The following is a 19683-nucleotide window of genomic DNA, read 5'->3' on the forward strand; positions in this document are numbered from 1 at the left end:
CATCCCAAAACATTAAGGAATCTGCTATGCCGCACGTCGATATCAAATGTTTTCCTCGCTCCCTTACCAACGAACAAAAAACCGCGCTGGCGGCGGATATTACCGAGGTCATTATTCGTCATTTGCAAAGCAAAGACAGCTCGGTCAGCGTAGCGCTCAATGAAATTGAGCCTGACGCGTGGCAGGGCGTGTGGGATGCGGAAATCGCACCGCAGATGGACACGTTGATTAAAAAACCCGGCTACAGCATGTGAACGAGAACGGGCGATTATTGCGCCCGTATTATTCAGCCGCTGTTATACGTTTCCCGCTGGTGACAAACGTTCCGGCGCCAAGGTGATGCAAGGTATTGAGTTTGCCATCATCAAACTGCCAGCGTCCTTGCACAAATACCCGCTCATCGGCAGCGGCAGAAACCACTTCGCCAAACAAGGTATCATATTTGTCCTGGGCCGCTGTGGCAGGAAGCAGGCGGCATTCCATCCAGGCGAGACACTTGGCTTCTATTAGCGGTAATCCCAATACCGGGCCGTTGACCACCGGAATGCCGTAGCAGTTGAACTTATCTTCTATTCGGCCAGAAACACTCCCGACGGCATAGGTCCAGTTTGTCGCGGCAACCCCTGGAATCACAATACCAAATTGACCGCTACGCTCGATCAGTTCGCGCGACCAGGCGGTCTTGTCGACAACAATGGCCACCCGCGGTGGGTCAAATTCCACGGGCATTGACCACGCGGCCGCCATCACATTGCGCCGTTCTGTATTCGCATCACGGCTGGTTATCAAAATGGTGGGGCCGTGATTAAGCAGTCGGCTGGCGTGTTGTAATTCAACCGGACGAAAATGACTCATAGCGACTCCTCGACAACATAAAAATGACATCACAATAAACATAGATAGTAACGGGATTAGCGATTTTGTCGCCTCGCCGGGGTGAACAACGCACAAAATCGACGGCGTAAAAGTAAAAATGCGTTATAAGTACAACATTCAACAAACAGGAATCCCGTATGACGCCTTTTTTAAACGCTTATTTTGCCCGTATTGGCTGGTCAGATGTGCCCAACGCTGACATTGAAACGTTGAGAGCGCTGCATTTACTGCATAACGGTGCCATACCCTTTGAAAATCTTGATGTGCTGCTGCCGCGCGAAATGCAGCTTGACGATTTGTCCCTTGAAGAGAAGTTGGTTACTGCCCGCCGCGGTGGCTATTGCTTTGAACAAAATGGGGTATTTGAGCGGGCGCTACGCGAAATCGGTTTTAACGTACGCAGCCTGCTCGGTCGCGTGGTGCTGGCGAATCCGTCAAGCCTGCCGCCGCGCACGCATCGTCTGTTACTGGTTGAATTGCAGGGTGAACAGTGGATCGCCGACGTTGGATTCGGCGGACAAACGCTGACGGCACCGATTCGTCTGCAGGCCGACATTGAGCAGCAAACGCCACACGGCGAATATCGCCTGGTTCAGGAGGGGGACGACTGGATCCTGCAGTTCCGCCATCACGATCACTGGCAATCAATGTACCGATTCGATCTGGTGGTGCAACATCACAGCGATTATCTGATGGGCAATTTCTGGTCCGCGCACTGGCCGCAGTCGCATTTCCGCCACCATCTGCTGATGTGTCGCCATTTACCCGACGGCGGCAAGCTGACGTTGACCAATTTCCACTTTACTCATTATCAGGATGGTCACGCGGTAGAGCAGATTAATCTGCCTGACGTCGCCAGCCTGTATACGCTGTTGCAGGAACGGTTTGGACTGGGTGTAGATGACGTGAAGCATGGGTTTACCCTGGATGAGCTGGCGACGGTCATGGCGGCGTTTGACACGCATCCGGAGGCGGGGAAATAGGGGCATCGGAAGTCATGCCGGATGCGGCGTTATCGCCTTATCCGGCCTACGTGAAGATTTAAAAATCGATCGCCCATTCGGCGTGAAACAGGATCACGGCCGAACCGGTAATGGTCACTTTTTCCGGCAGGTTTTCACGGATAGCCACCGTCACATCAACAATACCGTCGCGTCCCAACGCACGGCCCTGATGCCCCTGAACACGTAGCGTTTTCCCGTCATGCGGCATCAATCCATGTTGAACCAGCCACGCGCCCATTGGACCATTCGCGTTGCCGGTAACCGGATCTTCCACAATTCCGATAGCCGGTGAAAACATGCGGCCATCGGTGGCGTTTTCGCCCTTGCGAATTTGAAAAGGGAAGAACCCGTTACAGCCAATTTGCTGGCTGATAGCGGTCAGGGCAGGCAAATCCGGGGAAAGGGCGTCGAGGTCCACCTCAGGCTTCAGCGCAATCATCACTTTCGAGTGTCCGGTGGTGGCTACCTGAATGGGTAATCCGGGCAGCATATCGTCTTCGCTCAGGTGTAGTGCATCGATTATCGCGGCACGTACAGCACCTTCCAGCGGAGCTTCGAATCCAGGTATGCCTTGTTCAAGACTGATGCGATAGTCATTGTCACTCGCTTCAATATCGACCCGATGACGACCGGCGAGTGACGTTTGCCAGACGGTCGTATCACCCAGCCCCAACACGTTGGCGCGTACATAATGTGCGGCGACGGTAGCATGCCCACAGATGGGCACTTCGACCGTTGGCGTGAAGTAGCGAATATGAACATCGCTGTCGTCACTGGTCAGTAGAAAAGCAGTTTCCGAATGACGCAACTCACGCGCAATCAACTGCATCTGGGCGTCACTCAATCCGTCAGCATGCAATACCACTCCCGCTGAATTGCCGCGAAAGGGTACCGAGGTAAAGGCATCGACGTGATAAACCTGTGGTTTCATTAGCGTTCTCCCTGGGATGGAGAAGCATCATAACGTACAAAAAGCGGGATAGCGATCCAGGCCCGGTAAGCGCAAGCGCTACCGGGCAGCAGAGAACATTAGCGGCGCGAACGCACTATCTGATAACGGCGGGTAAAGTACTCAAACGGCGCACTCCACACGTGGACTAGTCGGGTGAACGGGAACAGCAGGAAAATGGTCATCCCCAGAACCAGATGCACACGGAAAATCCACGCCACGCCATCCAGATGCGCAGACGCACCGCCCTGGAAGGTCACCACCGACTGCGCCCAACCGACCAGTTTTAGCATTTCACTGCCGTCAGGATGCTGTGCAGAGAACGGGATAGTGGTTAAACCGAGGATGCATTGAATCAGCAGAACGCAGAGGATCAGAATATCGGCGGTCGAGGAGGTTGCGCGAATGCGCGGGTTAGTCAGTCGCCGCACCAGCAGACCCGCGCCACCCACCAGCGTCAGCACGCCACAAAGTCCGCCGGCAATCATCGCCATCTGCTGTTTTACCGCAATCGGTAGAAACCAGGCATACATCCAGTGCGGCGTTAACATGCCAAACAGGTGTCCGAAAAAGATCCCCAGAATGCCGATGTGGAACAGGTTTGACCATAGCACCATGCCGCGTTTGTCCAACATCTGGCTGGAAGACGCGCGCCAGGTGTATTGCCCGTAGTCGTAGCGTAGCCAACTGCCGAGGATAAACACCGTACCGCACAGGTACGGATAGATATCGTAAAAAAAGACGTTCAGGTACTGTATCATTTCGGGCCTCCCGCGCTGACGTCGACATATTGAGGTGCCACGTCCTGGCTAAAGCGTCGTTGATAGTTTTGTAACGGTGAACTGTCACAGGCGGTGGCGTTATCTTCGATAAACTTCACCTGTTCCTCTTCCCAGACTGCATCCAGCGCCTGTCGGGTATCGTCGCGCGTTTCCGTGCCAACTTGTTTAGTGACGCTGTCACTTGAAAGAGGGCTTCCGGCAAGCAGCAACAGCGCATCAAACAGTTGATACCACGGCGTATCGCGCTGTTTTAAGCGCCCGCCAAGCAACGCCAGAATCGGTGCGACGTTCTGCAGTCCTTCTTTGGCCTCCGCTTCCGGTAACACGCTTAAGTACTCAAGATACAACGGCAGGTGATCCGGCAGTTCGCGACAGTTAAGTTGCAGCCCGACCTTTTCATACTGCGCCAACAGATCGACCATTGCCTGGCCACGATCGCGGGACTCGGCATGCACGTGTTCAAACAGCAGCAGAGAGGTGGCCCGACCCCGGTCAAAGATTTCGCACCATTCGGCTTGTTTATCCAGTAACGGCGCATTGAGCAGCGCCTGGCTAAAATCGCTCAGCATTGGGGCATCGCTTGCCACTAGCGCCAGCGCGTCGTCTTTGCACTCCCATAGCATCTCGTCGGGATATTCCATCAGCAGGCCGATAACCTTCAGGATTTGCATTATTCACCCTCCGCTTTATCGCGTACTTCGGTGATGTCGATGGCATCAATACGGCTACTGTTGAACAGGTTGAATTTGGTATCTGAGCCATGGCAGCCGTCACCGAAGGTAAAGCCGCAGCCGTTTTTCTCCGGGAAGGCATCACGCGCCATTTCGCGATGGCTGGTTGGGATCACAAAGCGGTCTTCATAGTTGGCGATGGCCAGATAGCGGTACATCTCCTCAACCTGTTCAACGCTCAGACCCACTTCCTCAATCGCACGGGTATCCGTGACACCTTCGACGGTTTGCGAACGCATATAGTGGCGCATCGCCATCATCCGTTTTAGCGCGCGCAGTACCGGGCCGGTATCGCCCGCGCTAAGCATATTGGCGAGGTACTGAACCGGAATTCGCAGTGACTCAACTGCGGGCAGAATGTTGCCGTTATGCGGCAGTCCACCGGCGTCAGCAATTGACTGAATCGGTGACAACGGCGGCACGTACCAGACCATCGGCAGGGTGCGGTATTCCGGATGCAGCGGTAGCGCCAGCTTCCAGTCCATCGCCATTTTGTAAACCGGCGAGCGCTGGGCTGCTTCAATGACGCTGTGTGGAATACCTTGTTTTAGCGCCTCTTCAATCACCGCCGGATCGTTCGGGTTGAGGAACACATCGCACTGACGCTCGTAGAGATCGGTTTCATGCTCAGTGCTCGCTGCTTCCTCGATACGGTCGGCGTCGTACAGCAATACCCCGAGATAACGGATACGCCCAACGCAGGTTTCTGAACACACCGTCGGCTGGCCGGACTCAATACGCGGGTAGCAGAAAATGCACTTCTCTGACTTACCGCTCTTCCAGTTAAAGTAGATTTTTTTGTACGGACAACCGCTGATGCACAAGCGCCAACCGCGACATTTGTCCTGGTCGATCAGCACAATGCCGTCTTCTTCACGCTTATAGATGGCACCGCTCGGGCAGGTGGCGACACAGCTTGGGTTCAGGCAGTGCTCGCACAGGCGTGGTAAATACATCATGAAGGTGTTTTCAAACTGACCGTACATCTCCTTTTGCATCTTCTCAAAGTTACGGTCGCGGGCACGTTTTGAGAATTCACCGCCAAGCAATTCTTCCCAGTTGGGGCCCCATATAATCTTGTCCATCCGTTTCCCATCTATCAGAGAACGCGGACGCGCGGTGGGCTGGTTCTTGCTCTCCGGCGCGCTATGCAGATGCTGATAATCGTAGGTAAACGGTTCATAGTAATCATCGATTTGCGGGATCACCGGGTTGGCGAAAATTTTGGTGATCACGCCCATCTTACCGCCGAGACGCGGTCTTATCTTGCCGTTGACATCGCGAACCCAGCCGCCTTGCCACTCTTCCTGATCTTCCCAGTTTTTCGGATAACCAATCCCCGGTTTAGTCTCGACGTTGTTAAACCACGCATATTCCATCCCTTCACGCCCGGTCCAGACGTTTTTACAGGTGACGGAGCAGGTGTGGCAGCCGATGCACTTATCCAGATTAAGGACCATGCCTACCTGTGAGCGTATTTTCATTTTTTCGCCTCCTGTACCTGATCGCGACCTTCATCATCCAGCCAGTTAATATTTTTCATTTTTCTAATCATGATGAATTCATCGCGGTTAGAGCCGACCGTGCCGTAATAGTTGAAGCTGTATGCCAGTTGCGCATAGCCGCCAATCATGTGCGTGGGTTTCGGGCAGACGCGGGTGACGGAATTGTGGATCCCGCCACGCATACCAGTGACTTCGGAGCCGGGGATATTCATGATTCGCTCCTGAGCGTGATACATCATGGTCATTCCCGGCGGCACGCGTTGACTCACCACTGCACGCGCGGTGAGCGCGCCGTTGGCGTTGAAGGCTTCAATCCAGTCGTTATCCTCAATGCCCAGCTCTTTGGCATCGGTCTCGCTGATCCAGACAATGGGACCGCCGCGCGACAGCGTCAGCATCAGCAGGTTTTCGCTGTAGGTAGAGTGGATCCCCCATTTCTGATGCGGCGTCAGGAAGTTGAGCGCTTTTTCCGGGAAGCCGTTAGGCGGAACTTCGCGCATTTCGCTGACACTGCGAGTATCAATAGGCGGACGATACGCCACCAGACTTTCACCGAACGCACGCATCCATGCATGATCCTGATACAACTGCTGGCGACCGGACAGGGTGCGCCATGGGATCAGTTCGTGGACGTTGGTATAGCCTGCGTTATAGGAGACATGTTCGCTTTCCAGGCCGGACCAGGTTGGACTGGAGATGATTTTGCGCGGCTGCGCCTGGATATCGCGAAAACGAATCTTTTCGTCTTCTTTGTTCAACGCCAGATGCGTATGGTCGCGACCGGTCATCGCGCCCAGCGCTTCCCAGGCTTTCACCGCCACCTGACCGTTGGTTTCCGGCGCCAGGGCGAGGATCACTTCCGAGGCATCCAGCGCGGTGTCAATCAGCGGTCGGCCTTTTGCCGGGCCTTCGCGTTTGGTGTAGTTCAGCTTGCCGAGGAAATCGACTTCCGCCTGGGTATTCCACGCAATGCCTTTCCCACCGTTGCCGAGCTTATCTATGAGTGGGCCGAGCGAAGTGAAACGTTCGTAGGTGGCGGGGTAGTCACGTTCCACAACGGCAATATTCGGCGCTGTTTTCCCCGGCAGGAGATCGCATTCGCCTTTGCGCCAGTCCTGAATGTCAAACGGCTGTGCCAGTTCTGCCGGGGAGTCGTGTTGCAGCGGTTGCAATACCACATCCGTCTCTTGCCCAAGGTGCCCGACGCAAACTTCGGAGAAGACTTTGGCGATGCCTTTATAAATTTCCCAGTCGCTCTTCGATTCCCACGCGGGGTCGACCGCCGCTGACAACGGATGAATAAACGGATGCATATCCGAGGTGTTCATATCGTCTTTTTCATACCAGGTGGCGGTAGGTAACACGATATCGGAGAACAGACACGTACTGGACATGCGGAAGTCGAGCGTCACCAGCAGATCGAGCTTGCCCTCAATCGCTGCAGACTGCCATTCAACCTCTTCAGGTTTAATGCCGTCGCTTGAACCGAGCGCTTCTCCCTGGATCCCGCTTTCGGTACCCAGCAAATATTTGAGCATGTATTCATGCCCTTTACCGGAGGAGCCGAGCAGGTTAGAGCGCCAGACGAAGAGGTTGCGTGGATGGTTTTTGCCGCTATCCGGCTGCTCGCAGGCAAAACGAATATCACCCGATTTCAACGCCTGCGTGGTGTATTCCACCACAGACAACCCCGCTTGTTCTGCCTTTGCCTTGACGGTCAGAGGGTTGAGGTTTAGCTGCGGCGCGGACGGCAGCCAGCCCATCCTTTCGGCACGCACGTTAAAATCAATTAAATGCCCACTAAACTTCGACGCGTCGGCCAGCGGAGAGAGAAGTTCCTGAGCGGTGAGTTTTTCATAGCGCCACTGGCTGGAGTGGTTGTAAAAGAACGAGGTGCTGTTCATCTGACGCGGCGGGCGGTTCCAGTCCAGCGCAAAGGCCAGCGGTAACCAACCGGTTTGCGGCCGCAGTTTCTCCTGACCCACATAGTGTGCCCAGCCGCCGCCGCTTTGTCCGACACAGCCGCAGAACACCAGAATGTTGATCATCCCACGGTAGTTCATGTCCATGTGGTACCAGTGGTTAACGCCCGCCCCGAGGATGATCATCGAACGTCCATGCGTTTTGTGCGCGGTATCAGCAAACTCACGGGCGATTTGTTCGATATGACGGCGTGGCACGCCGGTAATTTGCTCGCCCCAGGCCGGGGTGTAGGCTTTCACTTCGCTGTAATCTTGTGCGCTATGAACATCATCCAGACCACGGTCGAGGCCGTAATTTGCCAGTACCAGATCATAGACGCTCACCACCGGGCAACGGCTGCCATCGGCGAGGGTAAGATGTTTTACCGGCAGTTGGCGAATCAGCACCGGCTCCTGTTTCACGCTGCGAAAATGTGGGTTTTCGTTGCCGCCGAAATAGGGGAATGCCACGCCGGTCACGTCATCATGCTGACCAAGCAGCGAGAGGGAAAGCTCTGTTTCCGCGCCAGCCGCCAGCGGCTCCAGGTTCCATTTCCCTTTTTCACCCCAACGAAAGCCAATCGAACCGTTCGGCACGACCAGTTCACCGTTGCTGTTAAACGCCACCGTTTTCCACTCCGGATTGTTGCTTTCGCCGAGACCATCGACAAGGTCTGAGGCGCGCATCATGCGACCAGGCACGTAGCTGCCATCTTCGCGGGCATCCAGCAGCACCAGCATTGGCATGTCGGTATAGCGGCGACAGTAATTGAGGAAGTAATCGCTGGGGTTGTCGAGGTGAAACTCTTTCAGGATGACGTGGCCCATTGCCATCGCCAGTGCGCTGTCCGTTCCTTGTTTGGGCGCCAGCCACTGGTCGCAGAGTTTGGCGACTTCAGAGTAATCCGGCGTAATGGCAATCGTCTTGGTGCCTTTGTAGCGTACTTCAGTAAAAAAGTGCGCGTCCGGGGTGCGGGTCTGCGGCACGTTAGACCCCCAGGCGATGATATAGCTGGAGTTATACCAATCGGCGGATTCCGGAACATCGGTTTGCTCGCCCCAGGTCATCGGTGATGCAGGCGGTAAGTCGCAGTACCAGTCATAGAAGCTCAGGCAGGTTCCGCCCAGTAGCGAGAGATAGCGTGTACCTGCGGCATAAGAGACCATCGACATTGCGGGGATGGGGGAGAATCCGGCCACGCGATCCGGGCCGTAGGTTTTTACCGTCCAGACGTTGGCGGCGGCAATCAGCTGATTAAGCTCTTTCCAGTTGGAACGGATAAACCCGCCGCGACCGCGTACCTGCTTGTAGCTCTGGCATTTTTGCGGGTCGTTGATAATGGATTCCCAGGCCTGCACCGGATCGGGCTGGCGGGACAGGGCGTCGCGCCACAGTTCGATTAGACGTTTACGCACCAGCGGATATTTCAGGCGGTTGGCGCTGTACAGATACCAGGAGTAGCTGGCGCCGCGCGGGCAGCCGCGAGGCTCATGATTTGGCAGGTCAGGACGGGTACGCGGGTAGTCGGTTTGCTGTGTTTCCCAGGTCACCAGTCCGTTTTTGACGTAGATTTTCCAGCTGCATGAGCCGGTACAGTTAACGCCGTGGGTAGAGCGCACAATTTTGTCGAACTGCCAGCGCTGACGATAGCTGTCTTCCCAGTCCCGGTTGGTGTGCATCACTTGCCCGTGCCCCTCGGCAAATGTCTCACCCTTTTGTTTAAAGTAGCGAAAGCGATCTAACAGTTTACTCATGACATAACTCCTGCTTCGAATAACGTTGCCTGCACAGGCCAAAAGATGACTATTTTTTTTGTGATTTACGGCCGTAGACCAGCCAGGTCACCAGCACGCAGACGATGTAAAACACGAGGAATATTTTCATGGCGCCTACCGGAGAACCGGTCAGCGCCAGCGATGAACCAAACGCTTTGGGGATAAAGAAGCCCCCGACAGCGCCAATTGCAGAGATAAATCCCAGGGCGGCTGCGGTATCGGTTACCGCTTCACGCTGAGCCTGTTCTTCAGTACCACCGCGCAGCTTCACCCGGTAAATGGTGATTTTGCGAAAGATCACCGCAATCATCTGGAAGGTCGAACCGCTTCCCAGACCTGCGGTCAGGAACAAGCCCATAAACACCAGGTAGAAGGCAACAAAGTTTCCTTCGCCAGAGCCGGGGAGAGTAAGAAACAGCAAGGCACTAAACAGCGCCATAAAGATGAAGTTGATTAACGTGACCCGTACACCGCCGAACTTGTCAGAGATCACACCGCCCGCCGAACGTGCCAGTGCGCCGATGAACGGCCCGAAGAACGCCAGTTGCAGAATATTCACGTCAGGGAACTGTGTTTTCGCCAGCATGGCAAAGCCTGCTGAAAAACCGATAAACGAACCGAAGGTGGCGAGATACAGCAGACTTAATAACCACAAATGAAAACGCTTGAGGACCGGTAGTTGGGAGGCAATTGAGGCCTTCGAACTGGCAATGTCGTTCATTCCTATGCCCGCTGCCAGCGTTGAGAGCAGCAGCAGCGGAACCCAAATCCATGCGGCGTTTGCCAGTGACAGTAAAGAGCCATCAGGCTGCGGTACGCCTTGTACCCCTAAAAAGGTAAATAGGGGCAGGAAAATGACTAACGGCGCGATTAACTGCATCACGCTGACGCCGAGGTTACCGAGACCGCCGTTAACACCTAGCGCGCTACCTTGTTTCGCTTTCGGGAAGAAAAAGCTGATATTGCCCATGCTGGAGGCAAAGTTAGCCCCCGCAAAGCCACACATCAGCGCAATAATAATAAATACGCCAAACGGAGTAGCGGTATTTTGCACGGCAAATCCGAGCCAAACGCAGGGAATGACCAGAATAATGGTGCTAAAAATGGTCCAACGGCGCCCCCCAAATATAGGTACCATAAAGGAGTAGGGGACACGCAATATTGCGCCAGAAAGAGAAGGCAGTGCGGTTAATAAAAACAGTTGGTCGGTGGTGAAATTAAAACCAATTTTATTCAGATTGACGGCCACGGCGCTGAACAACATCCAGACGCAGAACGCCAGCAACAGACAACTCACTGATATCCATAGGTTTCTTCGGGCAATGTGCTTACCTTTATTTTCCCAAAAGGCAGGGTTTTCCGGTTTCCAGTCAGTTAAAAGATAACGATTATTTTTCTCATTTGATGCTGACATATTATTCTCCATGCACATGCCGTTCATGAAAAAGAAATAAACGCATACAGCGCCGCGCGGGTTCTTTTTAGAAACTATTGAAAAGTTTTGGGAATATTGACTGAAAGAATAGATAAAAAAGCGCAATAACGCGGCGTGATGAGGGAATTACACGTTGCTTAAGTGTTACCAATTGTAAATATAAAAGATGTATTATTAATTCATCTATAACATCAATTAACTAACTCTAACGTAATCATACGATCCAAATGGCGCTCGAACGCAGGATCGGCCATTTCCTCAATGCCTAATACATAGATGCCATCCAGACCGCATACCAGGGCAATTAAACGCCAGGCCACATCGGCAGCATCCGGGCGTGAAGAAAACTCACCGGCTTTCTGTCCCTGAGCGATGATAGCGGCGGTTTCTTCGTGCCACATCCGCATGGTCAGCAGGTAAGCGCTTTTGATTTCCGGATCTTTATCCGCCAGAACCTGCGCTTCACGCCACAGTTTAATATAGGGTTCGAATCCGCCGTCTTCGCTGCCCAACATGGCATGAAGCCGTTCACGAAAGCTGGCGTTTGCACTGACCTGTTCGGCATCCAGGAGGGTACGGATCAGTTGCACAAAAGCGAGGGATTTTAACTCACCGGCTGAAGTAAAGTGGTGGTGTACCTGTCCGGTGGACACCTGAGCCTCCGTTGCAATACGTCGCACTGTCATAGCGGTAAATCCTTCCTCAAGCGCCACGCGCATTGCCGCCTGCAGAATTACTTCCCGACGTTCATCCCGATTCAGATAGCTCATCGTTCCTCCCATACCCGTTTAGCACGCAGTGTAACAAAAAGTTGGACATGTGTTCAATTTTCCGTAGGATCGCTGAAGCTGGACATGTGTCCAGTTTCAGTTTCGAAGGGAATTTTATGTTTCGTCAGTGGTTAACGTTAGTGATTATTGTGCTGGTCTACATCCCTGTTGCGATTGATGCAACGGTGCTGCACGTTGCCGCGCCCACGCTGAGTATGACGCTGGGTGCCAGTGGTAACGAGCTGCTGTGGATCATTGATATCTATTCTCTGGTGATGGCCGGTATGGTGTTACCGATGGGGGCGTTGGGCGATCGCATCGGTTTTAAACGCTTGCTGATACTGGGTGGTGGGCTATTTGGTCTGGCTTCGCTGGCTGCCGCGTTTGCTCACAGTGCCGGATGGCTAATCGCGACCCGGGCCGTGCTGGCCATTGGTGCGGCGATGATCGTTCCGGCGACGCTGGCAGGTATTCGCGCCACCTTTGCTGAACAACGTCATCGCAATATGGCGCTTGGCGTCTGGGCTGCCGTCGGTTCCGGCGGTGCGGCATTTGGTCCCTTAGTCGGTGGTATGTTGCTGGAGCATTTCTACTGGGGCTCAGTGTTCTTAATCAATGTGCCCATTGTTCTGGTGGTGATGACATTGACCGCACGTTACGTGCCACGCCAGACCGGACGCCGCGAGCAGTCGTTAAATTTTGGCCATGCGATTATGTTGATCGTGGCGATTTTACTGCTGGTTTACAGTGCTAAAACGGCGCTAAAAGGGCATATGGCGACCGGGGTTATCGTATTGACGCTGTTAACCGGAGCAGTGCTGCTGTGGAAATTTGTTCGTATTCAGCTCGCGGCCTCACGTCCGATGATTGATATGCGGTTGTTCACCCATCGCATTATCTTAAGCGGCGTGGTAATGGCGATGACTGCGATGATCACCCTGGTGGGATTTGAGCTGTTGATGGCCCAGGAATTACAGTTTGTTCACGGTTTAACGCCGTATCAGGCGGGGCTGTTTATGCTCCCCGTCATGCTGGCGAGTGGCTTCAGCGGCCCGATTGCCGGTATGTTGGTTTCACGGCTGGGATTGCGCTGCGTGGCAACGGCAGGTATGGCGTTGAGTGCAGTCAGTTTCTACGGTCTGGCAATGACGGATTTCAGCACTCAGCAGATCCAGGCCTGGATATTAATGGCGTTACTGGGGTTCAGTGCCGCCAGTGCGCTACTGGCCTCAACGGCGGCCATTATGGCGGCAGCCCCGGCTGAAAAAGCCGCTGCTGCGGGGGCTATCGAAACCATGGCCTATGAACTGGGGGCCGGTCTTGGGATCGCGATTTTTGGTCTCTTGCTAAGCCGTAGTTTTTCCGCGTCGATTCTACCGCCTGCCGGCCTCAATGCGCAGGAGCTGGAACGTGCTGCATCGTCAATGGGTGAGGCGGTGCAATTAGCACATTCACTCTCGCCGTCTCTTAGCGACGCGTTGCTTGCAGCTGCCAGAGAAGCATTTACCTGGTCACACAGCGTGGCGTTGAGCAGCGCTGGCAGCATGCTTATCGTATTAGCGGTAGGGATGTGGTTCAGCCTGGCAAAAGTGAACCGTCAATAACTAGTGAGCTAAATGACAGGGGTAATCCATCGCTTCGACTTCTTTTCCACTCAGGCGAGCGTATTGCCCCGTCAACCGCCAGAACGCAGGCTGTGTTTCGGTATAGATTTCAGCCGCCAGAATCAGACGGCGACGATCCACCTCATTCAGCTCCAGCAATGTCCACGGAATAAAGTAACGATCGCTATCGGTCAGCGTAAACCACAAGGGGCATCCACAACCGGAACAGAAGAAACGTTCTCCGCGCGTTGATGAGGGAAAGTGCGAAGGTTCTGCTGAATCAGGGGAAAGTAGTGGATGACCGCTGGCTTCCAGATACATGGCGACACCACCGGACCATTTCTGGCACAGCGTGCAGTGGCAGGCATAGACATCAAGCATTTCGACGTTTACGGTAAAATGACTCTGTCCGCAAAGACAACGACCAGTGAACGTCTGCACGGCATACTCCTTATGACCGAGTCTACATCAAGAGAAAAAGCCAGCCCTGGATGGACTGGCTTTGTATTCAACTTACAACAAAATTAGAACTGGTAGTTCAGACCAACGGCTACGATGTTGTCAGTGCTAACACGTGCGTCAGAAGTGAATTTGTTGTCGTCCAGCAGGTTGATTTTGTAATCAACGAAGGTAGACATGTTTTTGTTGAAGTAGTAGGTCGCACCCAGATCGATGTATTCAACCAGATCCTGGTCGCCGTAAACACCCAGATCTTTACCTTTGGATTTCAGGTAAGCGATGGACGGACGCAGACCGAAGTCGAACTGGTACTGAGCAACAGCTTCAAAGTTCTGCGCTTTGTTAGCAATACCGTCGACTTTACCGAACTTGGTCATGTTGCGGGTTTCAGAGTAGGTAGTTGCCAGGTAGATGTTGTTCGCATCATATTTCAGGCCAGCAGCCCATACTTCTGCGTTTTTACCGGAAGCGTAGAATTCGTTGTTGCCATTACGCATCTGGTCATCAGTACGGTCAGATTTCGCATAAGTCGCACCGATGCCGAAGCCTTCGTATTCATAAGTAGAAGACAGACCGAAACCGTCACCGTTCGCTTCAACGTCGTTGCTGCGGTCGTTTTTGCCCTGATACTGAGCAGCAAAGTTCAGACCTTCAACCAGACCGAAGAAGTCAGTGTTACGGTAAGTTGCAACGCCGGTAGCACGCTGAGTCATGAAGACGTCAGTCTGGGTCCAGGTATCACCACCGAATTCTGGCAGGACGTCAGTCCATGCGCCGATGTCATAGGCTACGCCGTAGTTACGACCGTAGTCGAAAGAACCGTATTCAGCGAATTTCAGGCCAGCGAATGCCAGACGGGTTTTGTCTGCTTCGGAACCTTGATCTTCAGAACGGTTGCCTTTGAATTCATATTCCCACTGGCCGAAACCAACCAGTTGGTCGTTGATCTGAGTTTCGCCTTTGAAGCCCAGACGCGCGTAAGTTTTGTCACCATCGCTGCTGGTATCGTCAGAGAAGTAATGCTGAGCGTGAACTTTACCGTACAGATCCAGTTTGTTACCGTCTTTGTTATAAATCTCAGCTGCGTTTACCGCACCCGCTGCCAACAGGGTAGTCACTGCCACTGCAACTAATTTAAGTTTCATTATAAATAATCCTTATAATTTTTTCTTGGTGTGTTTCCTAAACCATTGCTAAACGAGGCCGTTCATCAATGACGAACTATTTTTAAATGACGATGTGGTATTAGTTCAATAATAAGTTTCATAATATTGCGGAATATTTGAATTTGTGTGATCTAGATCTACATAATACAGCTGATTATATTAATATTAATATGTGATCTTTTGGAAGAATATATTTTCGGCGGGGACTATTGTGCTGGTTATGGTTTACTAATCGTTAGTAACCCATGTAAAATATATACAACCGGAGGGTTATAGGTAAACATATAATATTTTCGGCTGTTGATTAATTACCAGTTACTTAACATTTAATTAAACAAATAAAAACATAAAACACAAGCGAAATGTACAATTATTATCCGTTAACTGACCAGAGTGTAGCCGGGTTTTATCTCTATGCCAGAAACCCGGCCTGATTTCTATACCCGACGTGTTGCCAGCCAGCACAGTAGCGAGCCAGCACAGACCATCAGCGCGCCTTGCCAGAACGAGAACGACAGCGGGGCGCTGAGCAATACAGCAGCCAGTGCAGAGGAAAGCACTGGAGTGAAATAAGACCCTACCGCCATGACAGTGACATTACCGTGTAAAATTCCGATATTCCATGCTGCATAGGCAAATCCTAGCGTTAATGCAGCCGTGAACATCTTAATGGTCACCGGTGTGCTGAAAACCATTTCTGGTTGTGGCGTCATAAAATAGTAGACCCACAAACTTGCCGCTGTCAGTAAAACAAAAACGGTGATGCCGTTAAAGCCTTTCGCAAATTTATTAGTGACGGTGCAATACGTTGCCCAGATAAAAGCACCCAAAAATGCGAGAAAATAACTCAGCGGACTACTGGCAATGTTGCTGATAATTTCACCTGGATTTAGACCGTTCTCGCCACCTAAAACCCAGCAGACTCCGGTCAAGGCGAGCATTAATCCTGGAATTATCATCCAGTTTGTTTTTTGACCATTAAATAAAATAGCAAACAAAATCGTCAGACTTGGCCAGAGATAATTGACCATTCCTACTTCTATTGCCTGGTGTCGGGTAGCGGCATAACCTAATGCCAAAGCCAGGCAAATTTCATAGCTGACAAAAAGCACGCTACCGGCGATTAAATAACGAACAGGTATTTTTCTAATATTTGGAAATCCGACGGTAAATATCAGCAGCAGGCCGCTTAGCGAGAAGATCATCGCTGCGCCCCCCGCTGGCCCGAGACCTTCGCTTACCCCACGAATCAACCCCACCATCGTGCTCCACAGCACAATGGCGATGAGCCCGATTAACGTTGCTTTTTGTTTTGTCATGCTGTTTGTCTGTCCGTCGTCCTGGCAAAAATGGAGCTGAAATTTATAGCACTTTTACGTCAGCACAGGCTAACTAATTAGCTTTTAGCTAACCCCTTGTAGGTACACAGGTTACACAAACTGCACTATTTAGTAGCGGAACCGTTTCGTTATTGATTTGACGCAAAAAAAATATGGATATAGCTGTTAGTTTCGTCGCGAAGTTGTACATGTCATCTTTCAGACTGCCGCGCTGGGGCAAGGTGAAAGATGTTTTGTACGAACCCCTGTAAAAAAGAGGAAAGCAATGGACGTCAGCCGCAGACAATTCTTTAAAATCTGCGCGGGCGGTATGGCGGGAACAACAGTGGCCGCACTGGGTTTTGCACCCAAAATGGCACTGGCTCAGGCGCGAAACTACAAACTGTTACGCGCAAAAGAGATCCGAAACACCTGCACATACTGTTCCGTAGGTTGCGGGCTATTAATGTATAGCCTTGGTGATGGAGCAAAAAACGCCAAAGAGTCGATTTATCATATCGAAGGGGATCCGGATCATCCGGTGAGCCGCGGGGCACTTTGTCCTAAGGGCGCAGGATTACTGGATTACGTGCACAGCGAAAATCGTTTACGCTACCCGGAATATCGCGCTCCCGGTTCCGACAAATGGCAACGCATCAGCTGGGATGAAGCTTTCTCCCGCATCGCAAAACTGATGAAAGCAGACCGTGACGCCAATTTTATTGAGAAGAATGAGCAGGGCGTGACGGTAAACCGCTGGCTTTCAACCGGGATGCTGTGTGCATCTGCGGCGAGTAATGAAACCGGCATGCTGACGCAAAAATTCGTGCGCTCACTCGGCATGTTGGCGGTAGATAACCAGGCACGCGTCTGACACGGACCAACGGTAGCAAGTCTTGCTCCAACATTTGGTCGCGGTGCGATGACCAACCACTGGGTTGATATCAAAAACGCTAACGTCGTAATGGTGATGGGCGGTAACGCCGCTGAAGCACATCCGGTGGGATTCCGCTGGGCGATGGAAGCTAAAAACAACAATGATGCTACGCTGATTGTTGTCGATCCCCGTTTTACCCGTACAGCGTCGGTGGCGGATATCTATGCGCCGATTCGCTCCGGCACGGACATTACGTTCCTGTCCGGTGTCTTGCTGTATCTGATTGAAAATAACAAAATCAATGCTGAATACGTTAAGCACTACACCAACGCCAGCCTGCTGGTGCGGGATGATTTTGCTTTTGAAGACGGTCTGTTCAGCGGTTACGACGCCAAAAAACGTCAATACGATAAGTCGTCCTGGAACTACCAGTTCGATGAAAATGGCTACGCAAAACGCGATGAAACCTTAAGCCATCCCCGTTGCGTGTGGAACTTGCTCAAACAGCACGTTTCCCGTTATACGCCGGATGTGGTGGAAAACATCTGCGGTACGCCGAAAGCCGACTTCCTGAAAGTGTGTGAAGTGCTGGCCTCCACCAGTACAGCCGATCGTACCACGACCTTCCTGTACGCGCTGGGCTGGACGCAGCATACCGTTGGGGCGCAGAACATCCGCACCATGGCGATGATCCAGTTGCTGCTCGGTAACATGGGGATGGCCGGTGGCGGTGTAAACGCATTACGCGGTCACTCCAACATTCAGGGCTTAACCGACTTAGGTCTGTTATCGACCAGCCTGCCCGGTTATCTGATGCTGCCGTCAGAAAAGCAGACCGATCTGCAAACCTATCTGGCTGCCAATACACCAAAAGCGACGCTGGCCTCCCAGGTGAACTACTGGGGTAACTATCCGAAGTTCTTCGTCAGTTTGATGAAATCTTTCTACGGCGATGCGGCGCAAAAAGAAAACGACTGGGGCTTTGATTGGCTGCCGAAGTGGGATCAGTCCTACGACGTCATTAAATACTTCAACATGATGGATAGCGGGAAAGTCACTGGCTACATCTGTCAGGGCTTTAACCCGGTTGCGTCCTTCCCGGACAAAAACAAAGTGGTACAGAGCCTCAGCAAACTGAAGTATCTGGTGGTTATTGATCCGCTGGTCACAGAAACGTCCACATTCTGGCAAAACCACGGCGAATCCAACGATGTCGATCCGGCGTCGATTCAGACTGAAGTTTTCCGTCTGCCATCCACCTGCTTTGCAGAAGAAGACGGCTCGATTGCTAACTCTGGCCGTTGGCTGCAGTGGCACTGGAAAGGTCAGGATGCACCTGGTGAAGCGCGTAATGACGGCGAAATTCTGGCCGGTATTTACCATCGTCTGCGCGAAATGTATCGCACTGAAGGCGGTAAAGCTGTAGAGCCGGTGCTGAAAATGAGCTGGAACTATAAGCTACCGGACGAACCTCATTCCGCGGAAGTGGCCAAAGAGAACAACGGCTATGCGCTGGAAGATCTCTATGATGCCAATGGCGTGCTGGTGGCGAAAAAAGGTCAGTTGCTCAACAGCTTTGCGCTCCTGCGTGACGACGGTACAACGTCATCCTCCTGCTGGATTTATACCGGTAGCTGGACCGAGCAGGGCAACCAAATGGCTAACCGCGATAACGCCGACCCATCAGGTCTGGGTAATACGCTGGGTTGGGCATGGGCATGGCCACTGAACCGTCGCGTACTGTACAACCGCGCTTCGGCAGACCCGCAGGGTAAACCGTGGGATCCGAAACGGATGTTGATCCAGTGGAACGGTACTAAGTGGACCGGTAACGATATCCCTGACTTCAACAACGCCGCACCGGGCAGTGGCACCAATCCGTTTATCATGCAGCCGGAAGGGCTGGGGCGTCTGTTTGCCATCGATAAGCTGGCGGAAGGGCCGTTCCCGGAACACTACGAGCCGATGGAAACGCCGCTGGGTACTAACCCGCTGCACCCGAACGTGATCTCCAACCCGGCAGCGCGTCTGTACGAGGCGGATGCATTGCGCATGGGGACGAAGCAGGACTTCCCATACGTCGGAACCACCTATCGTCTGACCGAGCATTTCCACACCTGGACCAAACACGCATTGTTGAATGCGATTGCCCAGCCAGAGCAGTTTGTGGAAATCAGCGAAACGCTGGCGTCAGCAAAAGGTATCGGCAACGGCGACTACGTGAAAGTCAGCAGCAAACGCGGATTTATTCGCGCGGTTGCGGTGGTCACCCGTCGTCTGCAAACCCTGAACGTCAACGGTCAGAAGGTTGAAACCGTAGGGATCCCGATCCACTGGGGCTTTGAAGGAGTCGCGCGGAAAGGCTTTATCGCCAACACCCTGACGCCGAACGTCGGTGATGCAAACTCGCAAACGCCGGAATACAAAGCGTTTTTAGTTAACATCGAGAAGGCGTAAGGGGGCGAATAT

The 19683-nt window shown here is 52.7% G+C and carries 15 protein-coding genes; 4 read left to right on the forward strand and 11 right to left on the reverse strand.

Annotation, left to right across the window (positions count from 1 at the left end; all coding sequences use genetic code 11):
• Window positions 1–26: 26 nt before the first annotated feature.
• Window positions 27–254, forward strand: a complete 228-nt coding sequence (gene pptA, locus I6L54_RS13440; RefSeq protein WP_005126786.1) for a tautomerase PptA — start codon at window positions 27–29, stop codon at window positions 252–254.
• Window positions 255–282: 28 nt separating this feature from the next.
• Here pptA and I6L54_RS13445 read toward each other — a convergent pair whose 3' ends face one another.
• Complete coding sequence (locus I6L54_RS13445; protein WP_005126787.1) at window positions 283–855, reverse strand: flavin reductase family protein; 573 nt, start codon at window positions 853–855, stop codon at window positions 283–285.
• A 158-nt stretch (window positions 856–1013) separates the two neighbouring features.
• Between I6L54_RS13445 and nhoA the strand changes: the two genes are divergently transcribed.
• Complete coding sequence (gene nhoA / locus I6L54_RS13450; protein WP_005126788.1) at window positions 1014–1859, forward strand: N-hydroxyarylamine O-acetyltransferase; 846 nt, start codon at window positions 1014–1016, stop codon at window positions 1857–1859.
• A gap of 58 nt (window positions 1860–1917) precedes the next feature.
• On the opposite strand, the gene I6L54_RS13455 is transcribed toward nhoA, so the two are convergent.
• The 7 genes from I6L54_RS13455 to I6L54_RS13485 all read right to left on the reverse strand — a co-directional run bounded on the left by I6L54_RS13455 (window position 1918) and on the right by I6L54_RS13485 (window position 11789).
• Window positions 1918–2811 carry a PhzF family isomerase gene (locus tag I6L54_RS13455; protein WP_040231029.1) on the reverse strand — a complete coding sequence of 298 codons (894 nt, stop codon included), beginning with the start codon at window positions 2809–2811 and terminating at the stop codon, window positions 1918–1920.
• A gap of 98 nt (window positions 2812–2909) precedes the next feature.
• Entirely contained in the window at window positions 2910–3590 is a 681-nt protein-coding gene (gene narI, locus I6L54_RS13460) for a respiratory nitrate reductase subunit gamma (protein ID WP_003020109.1), read from the reverse strand.
• A complete protein-coding gene (gene narW / locus I6L54_RS13465; RefSeq protein ID WP_040231033.1) occupies window positions 3587–4282 on the reverse strand; it encodes a nitrate reductase molybdenum cofactor assembly chaperone in 696 nt (231 codons plus the stop codon). The genes narI and narW overlap by 4 nt, the downstream gene beginning before the upstream one ends.
• Window positions 4282–5826 (reverse strand): nitrate reductase subunit beta, encoded by a 1545-nt coding sequence (narH, locus tag I6L54_RS13470; protein WP_005126791.1) that lies wholly within the window; start codon window positions 5824–5826, stop codon window positions 4282–4284. Before narH ends, narW begins: the two co-directional genes overlap by 1 nt.
• A complete protein-coding gene (locus tag I6L54_RS13475) occupies window positions 5823–9563 on the reverse strand; it encodes a nitrate reductase subunit alpha (RefSeq protein WP_040231035.1) in 3741 nt (1246 codons plus the stop codon). The genes narH and I6L54_RS13475 overlap by 4 nt, the downstream gene beginning before the upstream one ends.
• A gap of 49 nt (window positions 9564–9612) precedes the next feature.
• Window positions 9613–10998 (reverse strand): NarK family nitrate/nitrite MFS transporter, encoded by a 1386-nt coding sequence (locus I6L54_RS13480; protein WP_040231037.1) that lies wholly within the window; start codon window positions 10996–10998, stop codon window positions 9613–9615.
• 212 nt (window positions 10999–11210) lie between these two features.
• Window positions 11211–11789, reverse strand: coding sequence for a TetR family transcriptional regulator (locus I6L54_RS13485; protein ID WP_005126793.1), 579 nt, complete (start codon window positions 11787–11789; stop codon window positions 11211–11213).
• A 116-nt stretch (window positions 11790–11905) separates the two neighbouring features.
• On the opposite strand from I6L54_RS13485, the gene I6L54_RS13490 reads away from it, so the two are divergent.
• Window positions 11906–13393, forward strand: coding sequence for an MFS transporter (locus I6L54_RS13490; RefSeq protein ID WP_005126794.1), 1488 nt, complete (start codon window positions 11906–11908; stop codon window positions 13391–13393).
• Here the strand turns inward: I6L54_RS13490 and I6L54_RS13495 are convergent, their stop codons facing one another.
• From I6L54_RS13495 to yddG, 3 genes are all read right to left on the reverse strand, one after another.
• Entirely contained in the window at window positions 13394–13774 is a 381-nt protein-coding gene (locus tag I6L54_RS13495; RefSeq protein ID WP_086523677.1) for a GFA family protein, read from the reverse strand.
• 143 nt (window positions 13775–13917) lie between these two features.
• Window positions 13918–14997 (reverse strand): porin OmpD, encoded by a 1080-nt coding sequence (ompD, locus tag I6L54_RS13500; RefSeq protein ID WP_005126796.1) that lies wholly within the window; start codon window positions 14995–14997, stop codon window positions 13918–13920.
• Window positions 14998–15455: 458 nt separating this feature from the next.
• The gene (yddG, locus tag I6L54_RS13505) at window positions 15456–16337 is read right to left on the reverse strand and encodes an aromatic amino acid efflux DMT transporter YddG (RefSeq protein ID WP_040231039.1); all 882 of its coding nucleotides are present in this window, start codon (window positions 16335–16337) and stop codon (window positions 15456–15458) included.
• Between the two features lie 286 nt (window positions 16338–16623).
• On the opposite strand from yddG, the gene fdnG reads away from it, so the two are divergent.
• Window positions 16624–19671: a formate dehydrogenase-N subunit alpha gene (fdnG, locus tag I6L54_RS13510; protein ID WP_155021064.1), complete on the forward strand. Its 3048-nt coding sequence runs from the start codon at window positions 16624–16626 to the stop codon at window positions 19669–19671.
• Window positions 19672–19683: the final 12 nt, after the last annotated feature.

Origin of the sequence: Citrobacter pasteurii (genome assembly GCF_019047765.1) — a bacterium.
In the GTDB taxonomy this organism is placed as follows: Bacteria; Pseudomonadota; Gammaproteobacteria; order Enterobacterales; family Enterobacteriaceae; genus Citrobacter; species Citrobacter pasteurii.

Bases quoted from the DNA above. Each gene is read 5' to 3' on its own strand.
- pptA (WP_005126786.1), top strand. From the start codon at position 27: ATGCCGCACGTCGATATCAAATGTTTTCCTCGCTCCCTTACCAACGAA.
- I6L54_RS13445 (WP_005126787.1), bottom strand. From the start codon at position 855: ATGAGTCATTTTCGTCCGGTTGAATTACAACACGCCAGCCGACTGCTT.
- nhoA (WP_005126788.1), top strand. From the start codon at position 1,014: ATGACGCCTTTTTTAAACGCTTATTTTGCCCGTATTGGCTGGTCAGAT.
- I6L54_RS13455 (WP_040231029.1), bottom strand. From the start codon at position 2,811: ATGAAACCACAGGTTTATCACGTCGATGCCTTTACCTCGGTACCCTTT.
- narI (WP_003020109.1), bottom strand. From the start codon at position 3,590: ATGATACAGTACCTGAACGTCTTTTTTTACGATATCTATCCGTACCTG.
- narW (WP_040231033.1), bottom strand. From the start codon at position 4,282: ATGCAAATCCTGAAGGTTATCGGCCTGCTGATGGAATATCCCGACGAG.
- narH (WP_005126791.1), bottom strand. From the start codon at position 5,826: ATGAAAATACGCTCACAGGTAGGCATGGTCCTTAATCTGGATAAGTGC.
- I6L54_RS13475 (WP_040231035.1), bottom strand. From the start codon at position 9,563: ATGAGTAAACTGTTAGATCGCTTTCGCTACTTTAAACAAAAGGGTGAG.
- I6L54_RS13480 (WP_040231037.1), bottom strand. From the start codon at position 10,998: ATGTCAGCATCAAATGAGAAAAATAATCGTTATCTTTTAACTGACTGG.
- I6L54_RS13485 (WP_005126793.1), bottom strand. From the start codon at position 11,789: ATGAGCTATCTGAATCGGGATGAACGTCGGGAAGTAATTCTGCAGGCG.
- I6L54_RS13490 (WP_005126794.1), top strand. From the start codon at position 11,906: ATGTTTCGTCAGTGGTTAACGTTAGTGATTATTGTGCTGGTCTACATC.
- I6L54_RS13495 (WP_086523677.1), bottom strand. From the start codon at position 13,774: ATGCTTGATGTCTATGCCTGCCACTGCACGCTGTGCCAGAAATGGTCC.
- ompD (WP_005126796.1), bottom strand. From the start codon at position 14,997: ATGAAACTTAAATTAGTTGCAGTGGCAGTGACTACCCTGTTGGCAGCG.
- yddG (WP_040231039.1), bottom strand. From the start codon at position 16,337: ATGACAAAACAAAAAGCAACGTTAATCGGGCTCATCGCCATTGTGCTG.